This window comes from Ancylobacter sp. WKF20 (genome assembly GCF_029760895.1).
Taxonomy (GTDB): domain Bacteria; phylum Pseudomonadota; class Alphaproteobacteria; order Rhizobiales; family Xanthobacteraceae; genus Ancylobacter.
In genome coordinates this window covers 4,197,631-4,211,576 of record NZ_CP121679.1, presented here as the reverse complement: position 1 = coordinate 4,211,576, position 13,946 = coordinate 4,197,631, and the positions used below count along the sequence as shown (strand labels likewise).

The following is a 13,946-nucleotide window of genomic DNA, read 5'->3' as shown; positions in this document are numbered from 1 at the left end:
AGTGCCGATTTCGCGCGGACATTGGTTATATCTGCGGGTCATCGCTGAACACCGGCACGTATCTGCCGGCACGCATGATGGTCGCTGATGCTGAAATTCTCTCCCGATATGGCGACCGCCGACACGACCGATGCCCGCACCGATGCCATGATGTTCGACCTCGCGCCGATCTCGCTCTGGCTTGAGGATTTCAGCGCGGTGAAGACGTTGTTCGAGCAATGGCGGGCCGAGGGCGTGACCTCGCTGCGCGAGCATCTGCGCGGGCGGCCGGACCGGGTGGCGGAGTGCTCACGGCGTATCCGTGTGCTCAAGGTGAACCAGCGCACGCTCGACCTGTTCGAGGCGAGAAGCCTCGATCACCTCGTCGCCCATCTCGACCAGGTGTTCCGCTACGACATGCTGAAGACGCACATCGAGGAGCTGTCGCAGCTCTGGGACGGGCATCGCAGCTTCGCCAGCCACACGGTGAACTACACCCTGTCGGGCCAACGCCTCGACATCCAGCTCAAGGGCCAGGTTCTGCCCGGCTATGAGGAGAGCCTGGAACGGGTGCTTCTCGCGGTGGAGGATGTGAGCAGCCGCGAAACCGCGCGCCGGCAGGCGGCGCAAGCGGAAATCTACGCGCGCGGCCTGTTCGAGCACTCGCCGGTCTCGCTCTGGGTGGAGGACTTCTCCAGCATCAAGAACCTGCTCGACGACGTGCGCCAGCGCGGCATTACCGATCTGCGCGTCTTCACGGATGTCCACCCCGAATTCGTCGAGCGCTGCATCAGCGAGGTGCGCGTCCTCGACGTGAACCAGCACACGCTCGACATGTTCGGCGCGGCGACGAAGGCCGACCTGATCGCGCGTATGGGCGCCGTCTTCCGCGACGAGATGCACCGGCATTTCCGCGAGCAGCTCATCGAACTGTGGAACGGCAAGCTGTTCCACCAGCGCGAGGTGGTGAACTACACGCTCGGCGGCGACGAGCTGCATGTGCACCTGCAATTCTCGGTGCTGCCGGGGCGCGAGCAGGACTGGTCGCTGGTGCAGGTCGCGCTCACCGACATCACCGCGCGCAAGAAGGCCGAGGCCTATCTCGAATATCTCGGCCAGCACGACGTGCTGACCAAGCTCTACAACCGCTCCTTCTATGCCGACGAGCTGAACCGGCTGGAGCGCAAGGGCCCCTTCCCGGTCACCATCATCATGGTGGACCTGAACAATCTGAAGCTGGTCAACGACCAGCTCGGACATGCCGCCGGCGACACGCTGCTGCGCCGGGCCGGCGAGGTGCTCGCCAAGGCGGTGGATCGCCCGAGCTGCGCCGCCCGCATCGGCGGCGACGAGTTCGCCATCCTCCTGCCGGGCGTCGATGCGGCGGGCGGTCAGGGCGTGATCGAGAACATCGGCAAGCTGATCGAGCTCAACAACCAGTTCTATTCCGCCACCACCCTTTCGGTCTCGATGGGCATGGCGACCAGCATGGCCGGCGAGCGGCTGGAGCAGGTGGTCAAGCGCGCCGACTTCGCCATGTATGAGCACAAGCGCGGGCCGGGCGTCGCGCCGCCCGACGCCTGAGGTCCGGCTTCAGGCGCGGATGGTGAGGTGCTCCAGCGCGGCCAGATGCACCACGCAGATCTTGTTGCCCTCGGGATCGCGGAAATAGGCACCGTAATAGTCGGGCGCATAGTTCGGGCGCAGGCCCGGCTTGCCCTCGTCGACCCCGCCCGCCTCGATCGCTGCCTGCCAGGCCGCATCGACCGCCGCCGGGGACGGGGCGGCGAAGCTGACCTGCGTGCCATTGCCCCAGGTGGCGGGCAGCCCGTTGAACGGCAGTTGCACGAAGAATTGTGGCCAGCGGCTGCCCGGCATCACCCACATGGCGCCATCCGGCCCGCCATCGGAGGGCTCATCCACGCGCGTGAGCCCGAGCGGTGCCAGCACCTTGTCGTAGAAGCCGGTGAGAAGGGGGAGGTCGCGGGCACCGAGGATGATGTGACTGAACATTGACCTGACTCATGGAAGGGGCGCAGAAGGCGGCCAGGGTGATGTGGCGCGCCCGCTCTCCGCCGGCAAGGCCTGCGTTCAGAAGGGTCGACAGGCCGGCGATTGCGCAGTAAAGGGTGCGCCAGGGAATTACATGGACTTCCGGTTTGTTTGGAAGTTTTCACTTAGACGGTTTGTAAATGAGCAACCTGCATCACGAACGCGTCCTGTCGGTGCATCACTGGACGGACAATCTGTTCACCTTCACCACGACGCGCGACCCGGCGCTGCGCTTCAAGAACGGGCAATTCGTGATGATCGGGCTGCCGGTCGACGGCAAGCCGCTGCTGCGCGCCTATTCCATCGCCAGCGCCAATTACGAGGAGACCCTCGAGTTCTTCTCCATCAAGGTGCAGAACGGCCCGCTGACCTCGCGTCTCCAGCACCTCAAGGTGGGTGACGAGGTGATTGTCGGGCGCAAGCCGACCGGCACGCTGCTGGTGGATTATCTCGTCCCCGGCCGCCGGCTCTATCTGCTCTCCACCGGCACGGGCCTCGCGCCCTTCATGAGCCTGATCAAGGATCCGGAGACCTACGAGGCTTACGAGAAGGTGATCCTGGTGCACGGCGTGCGCACCGTGGGCGAGCTCGCCTATCAGGACTTCATCGAAAACGAGCTGCCGGACAATGAGTTCTTCGGCGAGCTGGTGCGCGAGAAGCTGGTCTATTACCCGACCGTGACGCGCGAGCCCTATCGCAACCAGGGCCGCATCACCGACCTGATCACCTCGGGCAAGCTGTTCGAGGATCTCGGCCTGCCGCCGCTCGACAAGGAAGACGACCGCGTCATGCTGTGCGGCAGCCCGCAGCTGCTCGACGACATGCGCGTCATCCTCAAGGAGCGCGGCTTCGAGGAAGGCTCGACCACGGAGCCGGGCGACTTCGTGATCGAGAAGGCCTTCGTCGAGAAGTGACCTGCGCCGAGACGTGACCTGCGCCGAGACGTGACCTGCGCCGAGACGTGAGTGCCGGGACCGGCGTCCGCTCAGCGCAGGCGCCGGTTCGGATCCCACGCCGCCTCGCGCTCGCGGGCGGCCTCCTCCGGCGAGAGGATGCGGTATTCCGCGTCGATCACCGTGGCGCCGCCCGCCGGGCGCTTGCGACCGCCGAACAGGCGGTAAGCAATGCCGGCGATGGCAATGATCGGGAAGACCACGAGGAACACGCTCGCCGCCACCAGCGCCAGCGCAATGCCGACGGCCAGAGCCACGGCGACGACCACGGCCACCTGCCACCAGCTCACCCGCCGGACGGTGAAGCGCATACGGTCGAAGGGATCGCTCGAGTTCATCCTTTTGGTCTTTCCTCCTGGGCGGTACTGCCACTTTTCCCGGATATGGGGGCCGATGGCCGACATTCCAGCGTCCATCCTATAGATTCCCACCGAGGCCGGAATCGGGCGCATCCGCGATGACCCTGCGGCAGGCGCCGCCCGCGCCGGGAGAGACATGATGATCCTGCGTGACGCCACCGCCCACGACCTGCCGGGCATTCTCGCCATCTACAACCATGCCGTGCTGCACTCGACGGCGATCTGGAACGACACGCCGACCGACCTCGCCAACCGCAGCGCCTGGCTGGCCGACCGCCGCGCCAAATCCTACCCGGTCATCGTCGCGGCCGAGGGCGACGAGGTGCTGGGATATGCGAGCTTCGGCGATTTCCGCCCCTTTGACGGCTTCCGCATCAGCGTCGAGCACTCGGTCTATGTCGCCGAGCACGCGCGCGGACGTGGCCTTGGCGGCAAGCTGGTGGAAGCGCTGTTCGAGCCCGCCCGCGCCATCGGCAAGAAGGTGATGATCGGCGGCATCACCGGCGGCAACACCGCCTCCCTCGCCTTGCACACCCGCCTCGGCTTCGTGGAAACGGGCCGGATGCCCGGCATCGGCACCAAGTTCGGCCAGAGGCTCGATCTGGTGTTCATGCAACGAGGGTTGTGACTTATCTAAGTTAAACTTTAAGTTGCATATTTGACTATAACGCGTCTAGCATGGGGCCTTGGTTGGGAAGGGGCGCCCTGTCATGAATCCGCTGGATGCAACATACGACCAGATCGTTGCCTTGCTCGTTGCACTGGTTCTGCCATTCATCGTCATCAAGATCAGGAACAACCTCCGGCGCGAACGCTATTCACTGGTGCAGGAAATCGCACAGGCCTTCGGATTCGAGACCGATACATCGCCGTCCTTCGAGTTTGTGAAGTCCAAGTATGATGGAAGAAGTCTGGAGTTTTCCTCCTGGCAGATCTATCTCAGCGCTATCCCCTATGTCGTCCTCTCGACGATAGGTCTCTCCGTCATCTTCACACCGCTGAGCGACGTGGTGACGAAAGACCAGGCCCCGAAGATCGGCCCAATCCTCCTTCTCGCCGATGGGCTTAGCTGCTGGCCCGACTGCACAGGGGCGCAGGATGGCAAGCCGGTCACACCATCCGCATCTGCCGCTGGCGTTGTTCAGGCGCAGGCCGGTGCAGCGCCGCCGGCTCCGGCGCCTCAGAACCTTGCCTCAGCCCCGACAAATGGCACGGATGAGGCGAGCGTGGTCGCCCCGGAGCCTTGCCCCTATGACATGACCTCCTGCCAGATGGTGCGCAGTCTCACCGTGGTCGCGTTCACCTTTGCCGGCGCCATTCTTTTCTCGCTGACCTACCTGCTGCGTGCGGTCACGAATTTCGAGCTGGGACCGCAGACCTTTCTTCGCGTCACAATGAACATGCTGTTCGCCGTGGTCTGCGTGGTCGCGCTCTGGCGCATCGCGCCCGCGGTGCCGAGCATGTCCGCGGCGAGCGGACTCTGGTACGGCATCGCCTTCCTGATCGGCTTCCTGCCCGATCTGGGCCTGCGCCTGCTGGTTTCCAAACTGTCTCTGCCCCTGAAGGGCTATCGCAGCGATCTACTGGAAAAGACACCCGTCGTACCACTCGAAATGATCGACGGCATCGACTCCGCGATCGCCTTCCGGCTGCAGGACCAGCAGATCTTCGACGTGCAGAACCTTGCGACGTTCAACCCCATCATGTTGCACGTCGAGACGCCCTTCGGCTTCTATGAGGCGATCGACTGGGTGGCGCAGGCGCAGCTTTGCACCATCGTCGGCGCCGAGGGCTTCGTCGCGCTCCGCTCGCGCAACATTCGCACCATCTTCGATCTCGAGCGGGCCACCATTGACCCGCGAGCGACCCCGGCAATCCGCCGCGATCTGGCTCAGGTCATCTTCAAATGGTCATCCGAGCGTTTCGCCGAACCCGAAGATCCGCGTGCCGCCGCAAACGGTGCAGGACAACAGCAGAACCAAGCGGCAGGCCCCGCAGATGCCGCTGCCCCCGCGGTTGCTGCCGGCCCAGCAGCACCCGATGGCGTACCCCGCCCCTCGCCCGCGCGCACTACGGCGGCAACGAGCCGCCTTGGGGACGCGGACCTCATTCACCTCTTCGAAGTCATGGTGGATGACCTGCACGTCCATCGCCTGCGGCAGATATGGGAACTGGTCGCGATCCGCCTCGGCGCGCGCTACACGCATCTCGCCCCGATTACTCCGGCTCAACCGGCATAAAAAAGGGCGCCTCGCGGCGCCCTTTTCATGTCCAGCCGAGAACGGCCGATCAGTAGCGGTAGTGGTCCGGCTTGAAGGGGCCCTCGACGGGCACGCCGATATAGTCGGCCTGCTCGGGGCGCAGCTTGGTAAGCTTCACGCCGAGCTTCTCGAGGTGCAGCGCGGCGACCTTCTCGTCGAGGAACTTCGGCAGGGTGTAGACCTTCTTCTCGTACTTGCCCGGGTTGGCCCAGAGTTCGATCTGCGCCAGCGTCTGGTTGGCGAAGGAGGACGACATCACGAAGGACGGGTGGCCCATGGCGTTGCCAAGGTTCACCAGACGGCCTTCCGACAGCAGGATGATGCGGTTGCCCGACGGGAACTCGATCTCGTCGACCTGGGGCTTGATGTTGTTCCACTTGAAGTTCTTGAGACCCGCGACCTGGATCTCATTGTCGAAGTGGCCGATGTTGCAGACGATGGCCCGGTCCTTCATCTGCCGCATGTGATCGACGGTGATGATGTCGCGGTTGCCGGTCGCGGTGACATAGATGTCGGCGCGGGAGAAGGCGTCCTCGATGGTCGCCACCTCATAGCCTTCCATCGACGCCTGCAGGGCGCAGATCGGATCGACCTCGGAGACGATGACGCGCGCGCCGGCCTGGCGCAGCGAAGCGGCCGAGCCCTTGCCGACATCGCCGAAGCCGGCGACGAAGGCGACCTTGCCGGCCAGCATCACGTCGGTGCCGCGACGGATGGCGTCGACCAGCGACTCGCGGCAGCCATAGAGGTTGTCGAACTTCGACTTGGTGACGCTGTCATTGACGTTGATCGCCGGGAACAGCAGCTTGCCCTGCTCGGCGAGCTTGTAGAGGCGGTGCACGCCCGTGGTGGTCTCTTCCGAGACGCCCTTGATGGAAGCGGCGACCTGCGCGAACCAGCCCTTCGGCTTCTCGGCCAGCAGCTTCTTGATGAGGGCGAAGAAGATCACCTCTTCCTCGGATTCGGCCTGGTCGAGGAAGGCGGTGTCGCCATTCTCGGCGCGCAGGCCGTGATGCACCAGCATGGTGGCATCCCCGCCATCGTCGAGGATCATGTTCGGCACGCCGCCATCATGCCAGTCGAACAGCTTGGCGGTGAAGTCCCAGTACTCGACCAGCGTCTCGCCCTTGAAGGCGAAGACCGGCGTGCCGGCGGCGGCGATGGCGGCCGCGGCGTGGTCCTGGGTCGAGAAGATGTTGCACGAGACCCAGCGCACATCCGCGCCGAGCGCCTTCAGCGTCTCGATCAGCACGGCGGTCTGGATGGTCATGTGCAGGGAGCCGGCGATGCGCGCGCCCTTGAGCGGCTGCGACGGACCATATTCCGCACGGATGGCCATGAGGCCCGGCATCTCGGTCTCGGCCAGATCGATTTCCTTACGGCCGAAATCGGCGAGGCCGATGTCCTTGACGATGTATTCGCTGGCGAGGGCCATGAAAGCTCTTCCTGACGGGTGACGGGTTCGGCATGCGGTTTACCAGCTACAGCCTGGCATAGCAATAACGACATAAAGATGTCTTTATGTCGCGTGACGAACCCATGGGATCGATCCCGGTTTTACCGGCACGACGATGCCCGCGCCATGCGAGACGCTTCCAGTCTGGAGGGATTGGCGATGGAGGCGGGGGAAGGGCGCCGCGGCCCGGCCCGGCGGCTGGCTGCTACTCGTCTTCGCCGAAGCGGTCGGCGATGAGATGGGTCAGCGCCTCGATCACGGCCTGCGCCTCCCGCCCGGAGGCGGCGACCTCGATGGAGGTGCCCGGCGCGGCGGCCAGCATCATCAGGCCCATGATGGACGTGCCGCCAACCGTCTCGCCGCAGCGCGTGACGCGCACATCGGCGTCGAAGCGCTCGACGGTCTGGACGAATTTGGCGGAGGCGCGCGCATGCAGGCCGCGCTTGTTGACGATGGACAGCTCACGCGTGAGGGCGACCGACGTGTCCATCATTTGCCCGCAAGCACCCGGCTGGCGATGTTGATGTATTTGCGCCCGGCATCCTGCGCCTGCACCACCGCCTCGGCCATCGGCACCTCTCCGCGCACGGTGGCGAGCTTGACCAGCATGGGCAGGTTGATACCGGCGACGACCTCGATATCGGGCGAGGTCATGACGGAAATGGCAAGGTTGGAGGGCGTGCCGCCGAACATGTCGGTGAGAATGACCACGCCACCGCCGCTGTTCACCGCCTCGACCGCGCCGACAATGTCGTTGCGGCGCTGCTCGATGTCGTCGTCAGGGCCGATCGTGATCGTCTCAAGCTGGGATTGCGGTCCCATGACGTGTTCAAGAGCTGAACGGAATTCGCTGGCCAGGCGTCCGTGCGTTACGAGTACGAGACCTATCATTCTGCTCCGCCGCGCCCGCCTACGGCACAAGTGCATCTCTGCGCGGGACCTCCTGAATGATCAATTCAGAAGCACCCCTCTTCATGGGGCGCTCATCATCGTTGCAGCGCACACGAATGGCAAGGGCGTAAGGGCAGAAACTCGAAGCATATTCCGGTGAGCGACCTAGCCCGGCGCCGGATCGGTGAGCAGGCACGCAAGAACCTGCTGGAGGGCGTCCCCCGCGCGCAGCACCGGTAGGCGCGCCAGTTCGATGCCGGAAATCACGCAACGGCAAGCTTCCGGCGCCGGCAGGCGGGCCGCGTCGGGCGCGTCGAGATCGACCACGAGATGGAGAGACACCTCAGCGACATGCGGCAATCGGCGCAGGCCCGCGCCGCGAATTTCGATGAGCCCGGCCAGAGCGTGCGGCGCGGTAGCGACCAGCCGCCCGTCGAGCGCGTTCACATGCACGCGATCATCCGCCACGAGCTCGGTCGGTGGCACCCGGCCCGAACCGCCGGCGAGGATGAGGGCGAAGGCGAGATGCGACTTGCCCGCCCCGGAGGCGCCCCGGATCAACACACCGCGCCCGCCGACGCTGACGCAGGAGGCGTGGAGCGTCGGGCTGTCCATGGTCAGGCCGCCGGCAGATGGACGATGAAGCGGGCGCCGGCCGGCCGTGGCCCCGCCCCATCATCGGCAACCTCGACCGCCGGCTTTCGGGCGCGGCCCTTGGGCTTGGCCTTGCCCGTCGCCTCGCCCGAGGTCGCCGCCCGGTTCTCGGCCCAGATGCGGCCGGCATGGGCATCGACGATCTGCTTGGAGATCGACAGGCCCAAGCCGGAATTCTGCCCGAAGCCCTGCTCCTCGGGACGATCCGTGTAAAAGCGCTCGAAGATGCGCGCGAGGGCGTGGGGTGGAATGCCCGGCCCGTCATCGTCGACGATGATCTCCACCGCGTCCCTGAGCCGCCGGCAGGTCACCCGCACCTCGCCGCCCTTGGGCGAGAAGGAGCGGGCATTGTCGATGAGGTTGTTGATGACCTGGCCGAGGCGGGAATCGTGGCCGAGCACGATGAAGCCGCCCGTGACGCCGGCTGCCGGCTCGAAGGTGAGCTTGACGCTCACCCCGTCGCCCCGCCTCACATCGTTGTGCACGCTGGTGACGGTGGTCAGCAGGCGGGTGAGATCGACCGGCTCGGCCTCCTGACGCTGCAACTCGGCGTCGAGCCGCGAGGCATCGGAGATATCGGTGATGAGCCGGTCGAGCCGCTTCACATCGTGCTGGATGACCTCGAGCAGCCGCGCGCGCGACGTGTCGCTCTTAGCCAGCGGCAGCGTCTCCACGGCGGAGCGCAGGGAGGTCAGCGGGTTCTTCAGCTCGTGCGAGACGTCGGCCGCGAAGCTCTCGATCGCCTCGATGCGCGAATAGAGCGCATCCGTCATGTCGCGCAGCGCGCCGGACAGATGGCCGATCTCGTCGGAGCGGCGGGTGAAGTCCGGGATCTCGACGCGCGAGCGGGTACGCCGGCGCACCCGCTCGGCGGCATCCGCCAGCTTGCGCACCGGGCCTGCGATGGTGCTGGCGAGCAGCAGCGAAACCACGACCATCACCGCCATGGCGACGAGGAAGACGCGCACGATGACGAGCCGCTCGGCGGCAACCGCCTGCTCGATCTCCTCGCTCTGGGTCGAGAGCAGCAGCGCGCCCAGAACGGCCCGGAAGCGCTGCACCGGCACGGCGACCGAGACGATGACCTGGCCGCGGTCATTCACCTGCACCGCATAGGCATTGCGGCCCTCGAGCGCGGCGGCGACTTCCGCATAACCCTTGCCGTTATTGGGGCCGAGATCCTTGTAGAGCGGCAGATCCCCGCGCTCGAACCAGAGCTTGAGCCGGTTCCAGGTCTTCTCGAACCAGTTCGGCCGCCGCTCGGTCGGCGCCGACATCTCGAAGCGCAGGATCTCGCCCTTGGAATAGAGCGAGCGGGAATCGAGCAGCAGGCCGCCATCGCGGTCATAGATGCGCGCGCTCGTGCCGGTCGGCTCGACGAGGCGCTTCAGCACCGGGGCGACGCGCTCGGGATTGATGGGGAATTCCAGCGGCGCGAAGCCGTCCTCGCCGGGACCATAGCTCTCGCCGGCCCGCAGCTCCAAAAGCCGTTCGGGGTCGATAGTGATGGCGTTGGTCTCGACCTGGGCGGAGCCGGCGATGGCGGCGGCAATGATCTCGCCCTGCACCAGCAGGCTCTGCACCCGCGCGTCGATCAGCCCGGCGCGGAACTCCGACAGATAAAGGATGCCCGACACCAGCGCGCACATGCCGACGAGATTCAGCAGGACGATGCGGCGGGTGAGGCTGGAGAAGCTCTGGAAGGCGACGAAATTGCGCAGCCGCCCGGCGGCGCCGATGAGGCCGGCAACCCGCCCCTTGCGCGGCGCGTCGTCGTCCGGGCCCTCGATGCCGTCGCGCGGATCCTCGTCCTCGGCCGGGGGCCGGTTGGATGCGGGATCGAGCAAGAGGCCGCTACTCCTTGAAGCGGTAGCCGACGCCGTAGAGCGTCTCGATCATCTCGAAATTGTCGTCGACCACCTTGAACTTCTTGCGCAGGCGCTTGATGTGGCTGTCGATGGTGCGGTCGTCGACATAGACCTGATCATCATAGGCCGCGTCCATCAGCGCGTTGCGGCTCTTGACCACGCCCGGCCGGGTCGCCAGCGCCTGAAGGATCAGGAACTCGGTGACGGTCAGCGTGACGTTCTCGCCCTTCCAGGTGCAGGTGTGGCGCTCGGGATCCATGCGCAGCTGGCCGCGCTCCAGCACCTTGGCGCTGTCGGTCTCGCGCGGCAGCGTGCCGTCCTTGGGCGAAACGCGGCGCAGCACCGCCTTCACCCGCTCGACCAGCAGGCGCTGGGAGAAGGGCTTCTTGATGAAGTCGTCGGCACCCATCTTGAGGCCGAACAGCTCGTCAATCTCGTCATCCTTGGAGGTGAGGAAGATCACCGGCATGTCGCTCTTCTGGCGCAGGCGGCGCAGCAGCTCCATGCCGTCCATGCGCGGCATCTTGATATCGAAGATGGCGAGGTCCGGCGGGCTGGTCTTGAAGCCGTCCAGCGCGGTGGCGCCATCGGTATAGGTCTGGATGCGGTAGCCTTCCGACTCGAGGGCGATCGACACGGAGGTGAGGATGTTGCGATCGTCGTCGACGAGAGCGATGGTCGGCATCGGAACACTTTCCTGTTCGGCGGCGGTAGTTGAAGCAGCCTGCGGGTGAACCGTGCCGCCGTGGCCATAATGTGACAGGCAAACTGATTCAACAGAAATAGCGCGTTTCACGCCATATAGCCAATCGCGCGGTCCACGGCTCCCGCATATCCGTGCCGCACGATGCCGCGAGCTTGGCTTGACGAACGGGAAGCTGCGGGAGCACGACTCTCCCCCGCCCCGCCAACCGCCTATGGCAATGGAGGAATTTCATGGCCGCCGCCGCGCCCGTTATCCCAGCTACCCCCAATCCCGCCCCGTCCTTCGACGGACCCGCCGCCACGCGCCGGTTGCTGCGCGAGGCACGGATCGGCGCGCTGGCGACGCTCGACACCGAGGGCGGCCCCTATGCGTCGCTGGTGCAGGTCGCGACATTGCCAGACGGCACGCCGATCCTGCTCCTGTCCACCCTGGCGCGGCATACGCGCAATATCCTCGCCGATGGCCGGGTGTCGCTTCTGCTCGATGAACGGCGCTCCGGCGACGAGCTTCAGGGCGCGCGCGCCGGTGTGATGGGGTGTGCAGTCAGGCTAAGTGAGACCGATGAGATCGAGATGGCGCGGCGCCGCTTCCTCGCCCGCCACCCCGACGCGGCGATGTTCGCCGGCTTCGCCGATTTCGCCTTTTACCGGGTGGAGGTGACGAGCGCGCACCTCGTCGCCGGCTTCGGCCGCATCACCGATGTCAGCCGCGACGACCTCATCCTCGACACCTCGGACGCGGGCGAGATGCTGGCGGCGGAGGAGAGCGCGGTCGCCCATATGAACGAGGACCACCGCGACGCCATCACTCTCTATGCCATGCACCTCATCGGCACCGGGCCGGGCGACTGGCGGATGATCGGCATCGACCCCGCCGGCTGCGACCTGATGTCCGGCACGGAAGTGCGCCGGCTCGATTTTCCCCGCCGCGCCACCACGGCCCGCGCGATGCGGGAAATCCTTGTGGAACTGGCCACCAAGGCCCGTGGCGCCCCGGTGGATTCGCCCCAATAGGCGGGCGCGCCGGGCCCGGCCTTAACCTATGACCATCGCTTGGGCCCGGTTTCGTCACACAATCGACCCGGAAGATCGGCGAAAAACGCGCCTGGGAGCACCCGGTGCCCCTGTATGTCCCGCGTCAGGAGGAGCCGACCTTGCAACAGTCTGGCACGCGTAACGAGCAGCATGGCCTTGAAGCCCTTGGGCTGGACGGCACCGGCAAGCTGTTCTGGAACCTCACCGAGGCCGCCCTTTATGAGCGCTCCATCGCCCGCGGCGAGACGCGCCTTTCGGCGACCGGGGCGCTGGTCGCCGACAGCGGCGCCCACCGCCATCTGAGCGAGGCCGACCGCTACATCGTGCGCGAAGCCGACACCGAGGAGAGCGTGGACTGGGAGAGCGCCAACGCCCTCACCCGCGACGCCTTCGACACTTTCAAGACTGATTTCCTCGCCCATGCGAGCACGCGCACGCTGTTCGCGCAGGATGTGCTGGCAGACGACGTGCCGGTACGGGTGCTGACCGAGCACGCCTGGCACGCGCTCACCCTGCGCAACCTGCTGCGCCCGCTCGAGGCCGACGCCATTACCAGCGCCACGCCGCGCCTCACGCTCCTCTGCGTGCCGAGCTTCAAGGCCGAGCCGGAGAAATACGGCGTGCGCAGCGCGACCGTCATCGCCGCCGATCTCGCCGCTGGTCTGGTGCTGATCGCCGGCACCGCCCATGCCGGCGAGATCCGCGCCGCCCTGCTCACCGCGCTCGGCCACATGCTGCCCGACAGCGGCACGCTGCCGCTCTGCGCCGCCGCGAGCGTGGATGAAGCGGGCGAGACGGCGCTGTTCGTCGGCCTTCCCGGCACCGGCAAGACCGCGCTCGCCAGCGCGGATGGCCGCGTGCTGATCGCCGATGGCGGGCTCGGCTGGCGCGCGGAAGGCATTCGCGCGCTGGAGAGCGGCGCCTATGTGCGGGCCGATCACCTCAGCGCCGAGGATGACCCGGCGCTGTTTGCCGGCCTCGCGCGCTTCGGCACCGTGCTCGAGAACGTCCCGCTCGACCCGGAGAGCCGCGCGCCGCTGCTCGGAGCCGACAGCCCGACGGAAAATCCCCGCGCCGCCTTCCCGCTCGCCGCGATCGGCGCCGCCGCCTCCACGGGGCGCGCGCCGCGCGCGCTGTTCCTGCTCAGCTGCGACACGACCGGCATCCTCCCGCCCATCGCCCGGCTGACCCCGGCGCAGGCGATCTATCATTTTCTGTCCGGCTACAGCGCCCGCCTGCCCGAGAGCGCGGCCGGCGTCGAGGAAGCGCAGGCCGCCTTCGCCGCCGGCTTCGGCGCCCCCTTCCTCGCCACGCACCCGGCCCGCAGCAGCGCGCTGCTGCGCCCGCTGGTCGCGCAGGAAGGGCTGAGCTGCTGGCTGGTGAATACCGGCTGGGTCGGCGGCAAGGCCGGCACCGGGCGGCGCGTGCCGCTGGAGACCAGCCGCCGTCTGGTCGCCGCCGCGCTCGATGGCACGCTGGAGGCCGGCGAATGGCGCACCGATCCGCATTTCGGCTTCATGGTCCCGAAGGCGGTCGAGGGCGTCGATGCCCGGCTGCTCGACCCCGCCCGCAGCTGGGCGAGCCGCATGGACTACGCCAAGACCGCGCGCCAGCTCGTCATCCGCTTCAGCAACAATTTCGCCCGCTTCGAGGGCCTGGTCGATGACGAGGTGCGCGGCGCTCAGCCAAGCTTGGCCATCGCCGCCGAATGATGGCAGCATGGGCCTCCCGCC

At 66.5% G+C, this 13,946-nt stretch carries 14 protein-coding genes; 6 read left to right on the top strand and 8 right to left on the bottom strand.

The genetic code is table 11. The annotated features are described in order from the left end of the window. Positions 1 to 108 precede the first annotated feature (108 nt). The gene (locus AncyloWKF20_RS19445) at positions 109 to 1,563 is read left to right on the top strand and encodes a sensor domain-containing diguanylate cyclase (protein WP_279318035.1); all 1,455 of its coding nucleotides are present in this window, start codon (positions 109 to 111) and stop codon (positions 1,561 to 1,563) included. Positions 1,564 to 1,572: 9 nt separating this feature from the next. On the opposite strand, the gene AncyloWKF20_RS19440 is transcribed toward AncyloWKF20_RS19445, so the two are convergent. Continuing rightward, complete coding sequence (locus tag AncyloWKF20_RS19440; protein WP_279315593.1) at positions 1,573 to 1,992, bottom strand: VOC family protein; 420 nt, start codon at positions 1,990 to 1,992, stop codon at positions 1,573 to 1,575. A gap of 179 nt (positions 1,993 to 2,171) precedes the next feature. Here AncyloWKF20_RS19440 and AncyloWKF20_RS19435 point away from each other — a divergent pair, with 179 nt between their 5' ends. Continuing rightward, a complete protein-coding gene (locus AncyloWKF20_RS19435) occupies positions 2,172 to 2,945 on the top strand; it encodes a ferredoxin--NADP reductase (protein ID WP_279315592.1) in 774 nt (257 codons plus the stop codon). 71 nt (positions 2,946 to 3,016) lie between these two features. Here the strand turns inward: AncyloWKF20_RS19435 and AncyloWKF20_RS19430 are convergent, their stop codons facing one another. Beyond that, positions 3,017 to 3,322 carry a hypothetical protein gene (locus AncyloWKF20_RS19430; RefSeq protein WP_279315591.1) on the bottom strand — a complete coding sequence of 102 codons (306 nt, stop codon included), beginning with the start codon at positions 3,320 to 3,322 and terminating at the stop codon, positions 3,017 to 3,019. Positions 3,323 to 3,482: 160 nt separating this feature from the next. Here AncyloWKF20_RS19430 and AncyloWKF20_RS19425 point away from each other — a divergent pair, with 160 nt between their 5' ends. Beyond that, positions 3,483 to 3,971: a GNAT family N-acetyltransferase gene (locus AncyloWKF20_RS19425; protein ID WP_279318034.1), complete on the top strand. Its 489-nt coding sequence runs from the start codon at positions 3,483 to 3,485 to the stop codon at positions 3,969 to 3,971. A gap of 82 nt (positions 3,972 to 4,053) precedes the next feature. Further along, positions 4,054 to 5,583, top strand: a complete 1,530-nt coding sequence (locus AncyloWKF20_RS19420; RefSeq protein WP_279315590.1) for a hypothetical protein — start codon at positions 4,054 to 4,056, stop codon at positions 5,581 to 5,583. 49 nt (positions 5,584 to 5,632) lie between these two features. Here AncyloWKF20_RS19420 and ahcY read toward each other — a convergent pair whose 3' ends face one another. The 6 genes from ahcY to AncyloWKF20_RS19390 form a co-directional block, all read right to left on the bottom strand. Beyond that, positions 5,633 to 7,039 carry an adenosylhomocysteinase gene (ahcY, locus tag AncyloWKF20_RS19415; protein WP_279315589.1) on the bottom strand — a complete coding sequence of 469 codons (1,407 nt, stop codon included), beginning with the start codon at positions 7,037 to 7,039 and terminating at the stop codon, positions 5,633 to 5,635. A gap of 226 nt (positions 7,040 to 7,265) precedes the next feature. Further along, positions 7,266 to 7,553, bottom strand: a complete 288-nt coding sequence (locus tag AncyloWKF20_RS19410) for an HPr family phosphocarrier protein (RefSeq protein ID WP_279315588.1) — start codon at positions 7,551 to 7,553, stop codon at positions 7,266 to 7,268. After that, entirely contained in the window at positions 7,550 to 7,951 is a 402-nt protein-coding gene (locus AncyloWKF20_RS19405) for a PTS sugar transporter subunit IIA (RefSeq protein ID WP_279315587.1), read from the bottom strand. The genes AncyloWKF20_RS19410 and AncyloWKF20_RS19405 overlap by 4 nt, the downstream gene beginning before the upstream one ends. A 165-nt stretch (positions 7,952 to 8,116) precedes the next feature. Further along, the gene (locus AncyloWKF20_RS19400) at positions 8,117 to 8,566 is read right to left on the bottom strand and encodes an HPr kinase/phosphatase C-terminal domain-containing protein (RefSeq protein WP_279315586.1); all 450 of its coding nucleotides are present in this window, start codon (positions 8,564 to 8,566) and stop codon (positions 8,117 to 8,119) included. A gap of 2 nt (positions 8,567 to 8,568) precedes the next feature. Then, positions 8,569 to 10,452 (bottom strand): sensor histidine kinase, encoded by a 1,884-nt coding sequence (locus tag AncyloWKF20_RS19395; RefSeq protein ID WP_279315585.1) that lies wholly within the window; start codon positions 10,450 to 10,452, stop codon positions 8,569 to 8,571. 7 nt (positions 10,453 to 10,459) lie between these two features. Beyond that, positions 10,460 to 11,158 carry a response regulator transcription factor gene (locus AncyloWKF20_RS19390; RefSeq protein ID WP_267583969.1) on the bottom strand — a complete coding sequence of 233 codons (699 nt, stop codon included), beginning with the start codon at positions 11,156 to 11,158 and terminating at the stop codon, positions 10,460 to 10,462. Positions 11,159 to 11,409: 251 nt separating this feature from the next. Between AncyloWKF20_RS19390 and AncyloWKF20_RS19385 the strand changes: the two genes are divergently transcribed. Together AncyloWKF20_RS19385 and AncyloWKF20_RS19380 are read left to right on the top strand one after the other, a co-directional pair. Beyond that, positions 11,410 to 12,192 carry a DUF2470 domain-containing protein gene (locus tag AncyloWKF20_RS19385; RefSeq protein ID WP_279315584.1) on the top strand — a complete coding sequence of 261 codons (783 nt, stop codon included), beginning with the start codon at positions 11,410 to 11,412 and terminating at the stop codon, positions 12,190 to 12,192. A gap of 104 nt (positions 12,193 to 12,296) precedes the next feature. Next, positions 12,297 to 13,925, top strand: a complete 1,629-nt coding sequence (locus AncyloWKF20_RS19380; protein ID WP_279315583.1) for a phosphoenolpyruvate carboxykinase (ATP) — start codon at positions 12,297 to 12,299, stop codon at positions 13,923 to 13,925. Positions 13,926 to 13,946 lie beyond the last annotated feature (21 nt).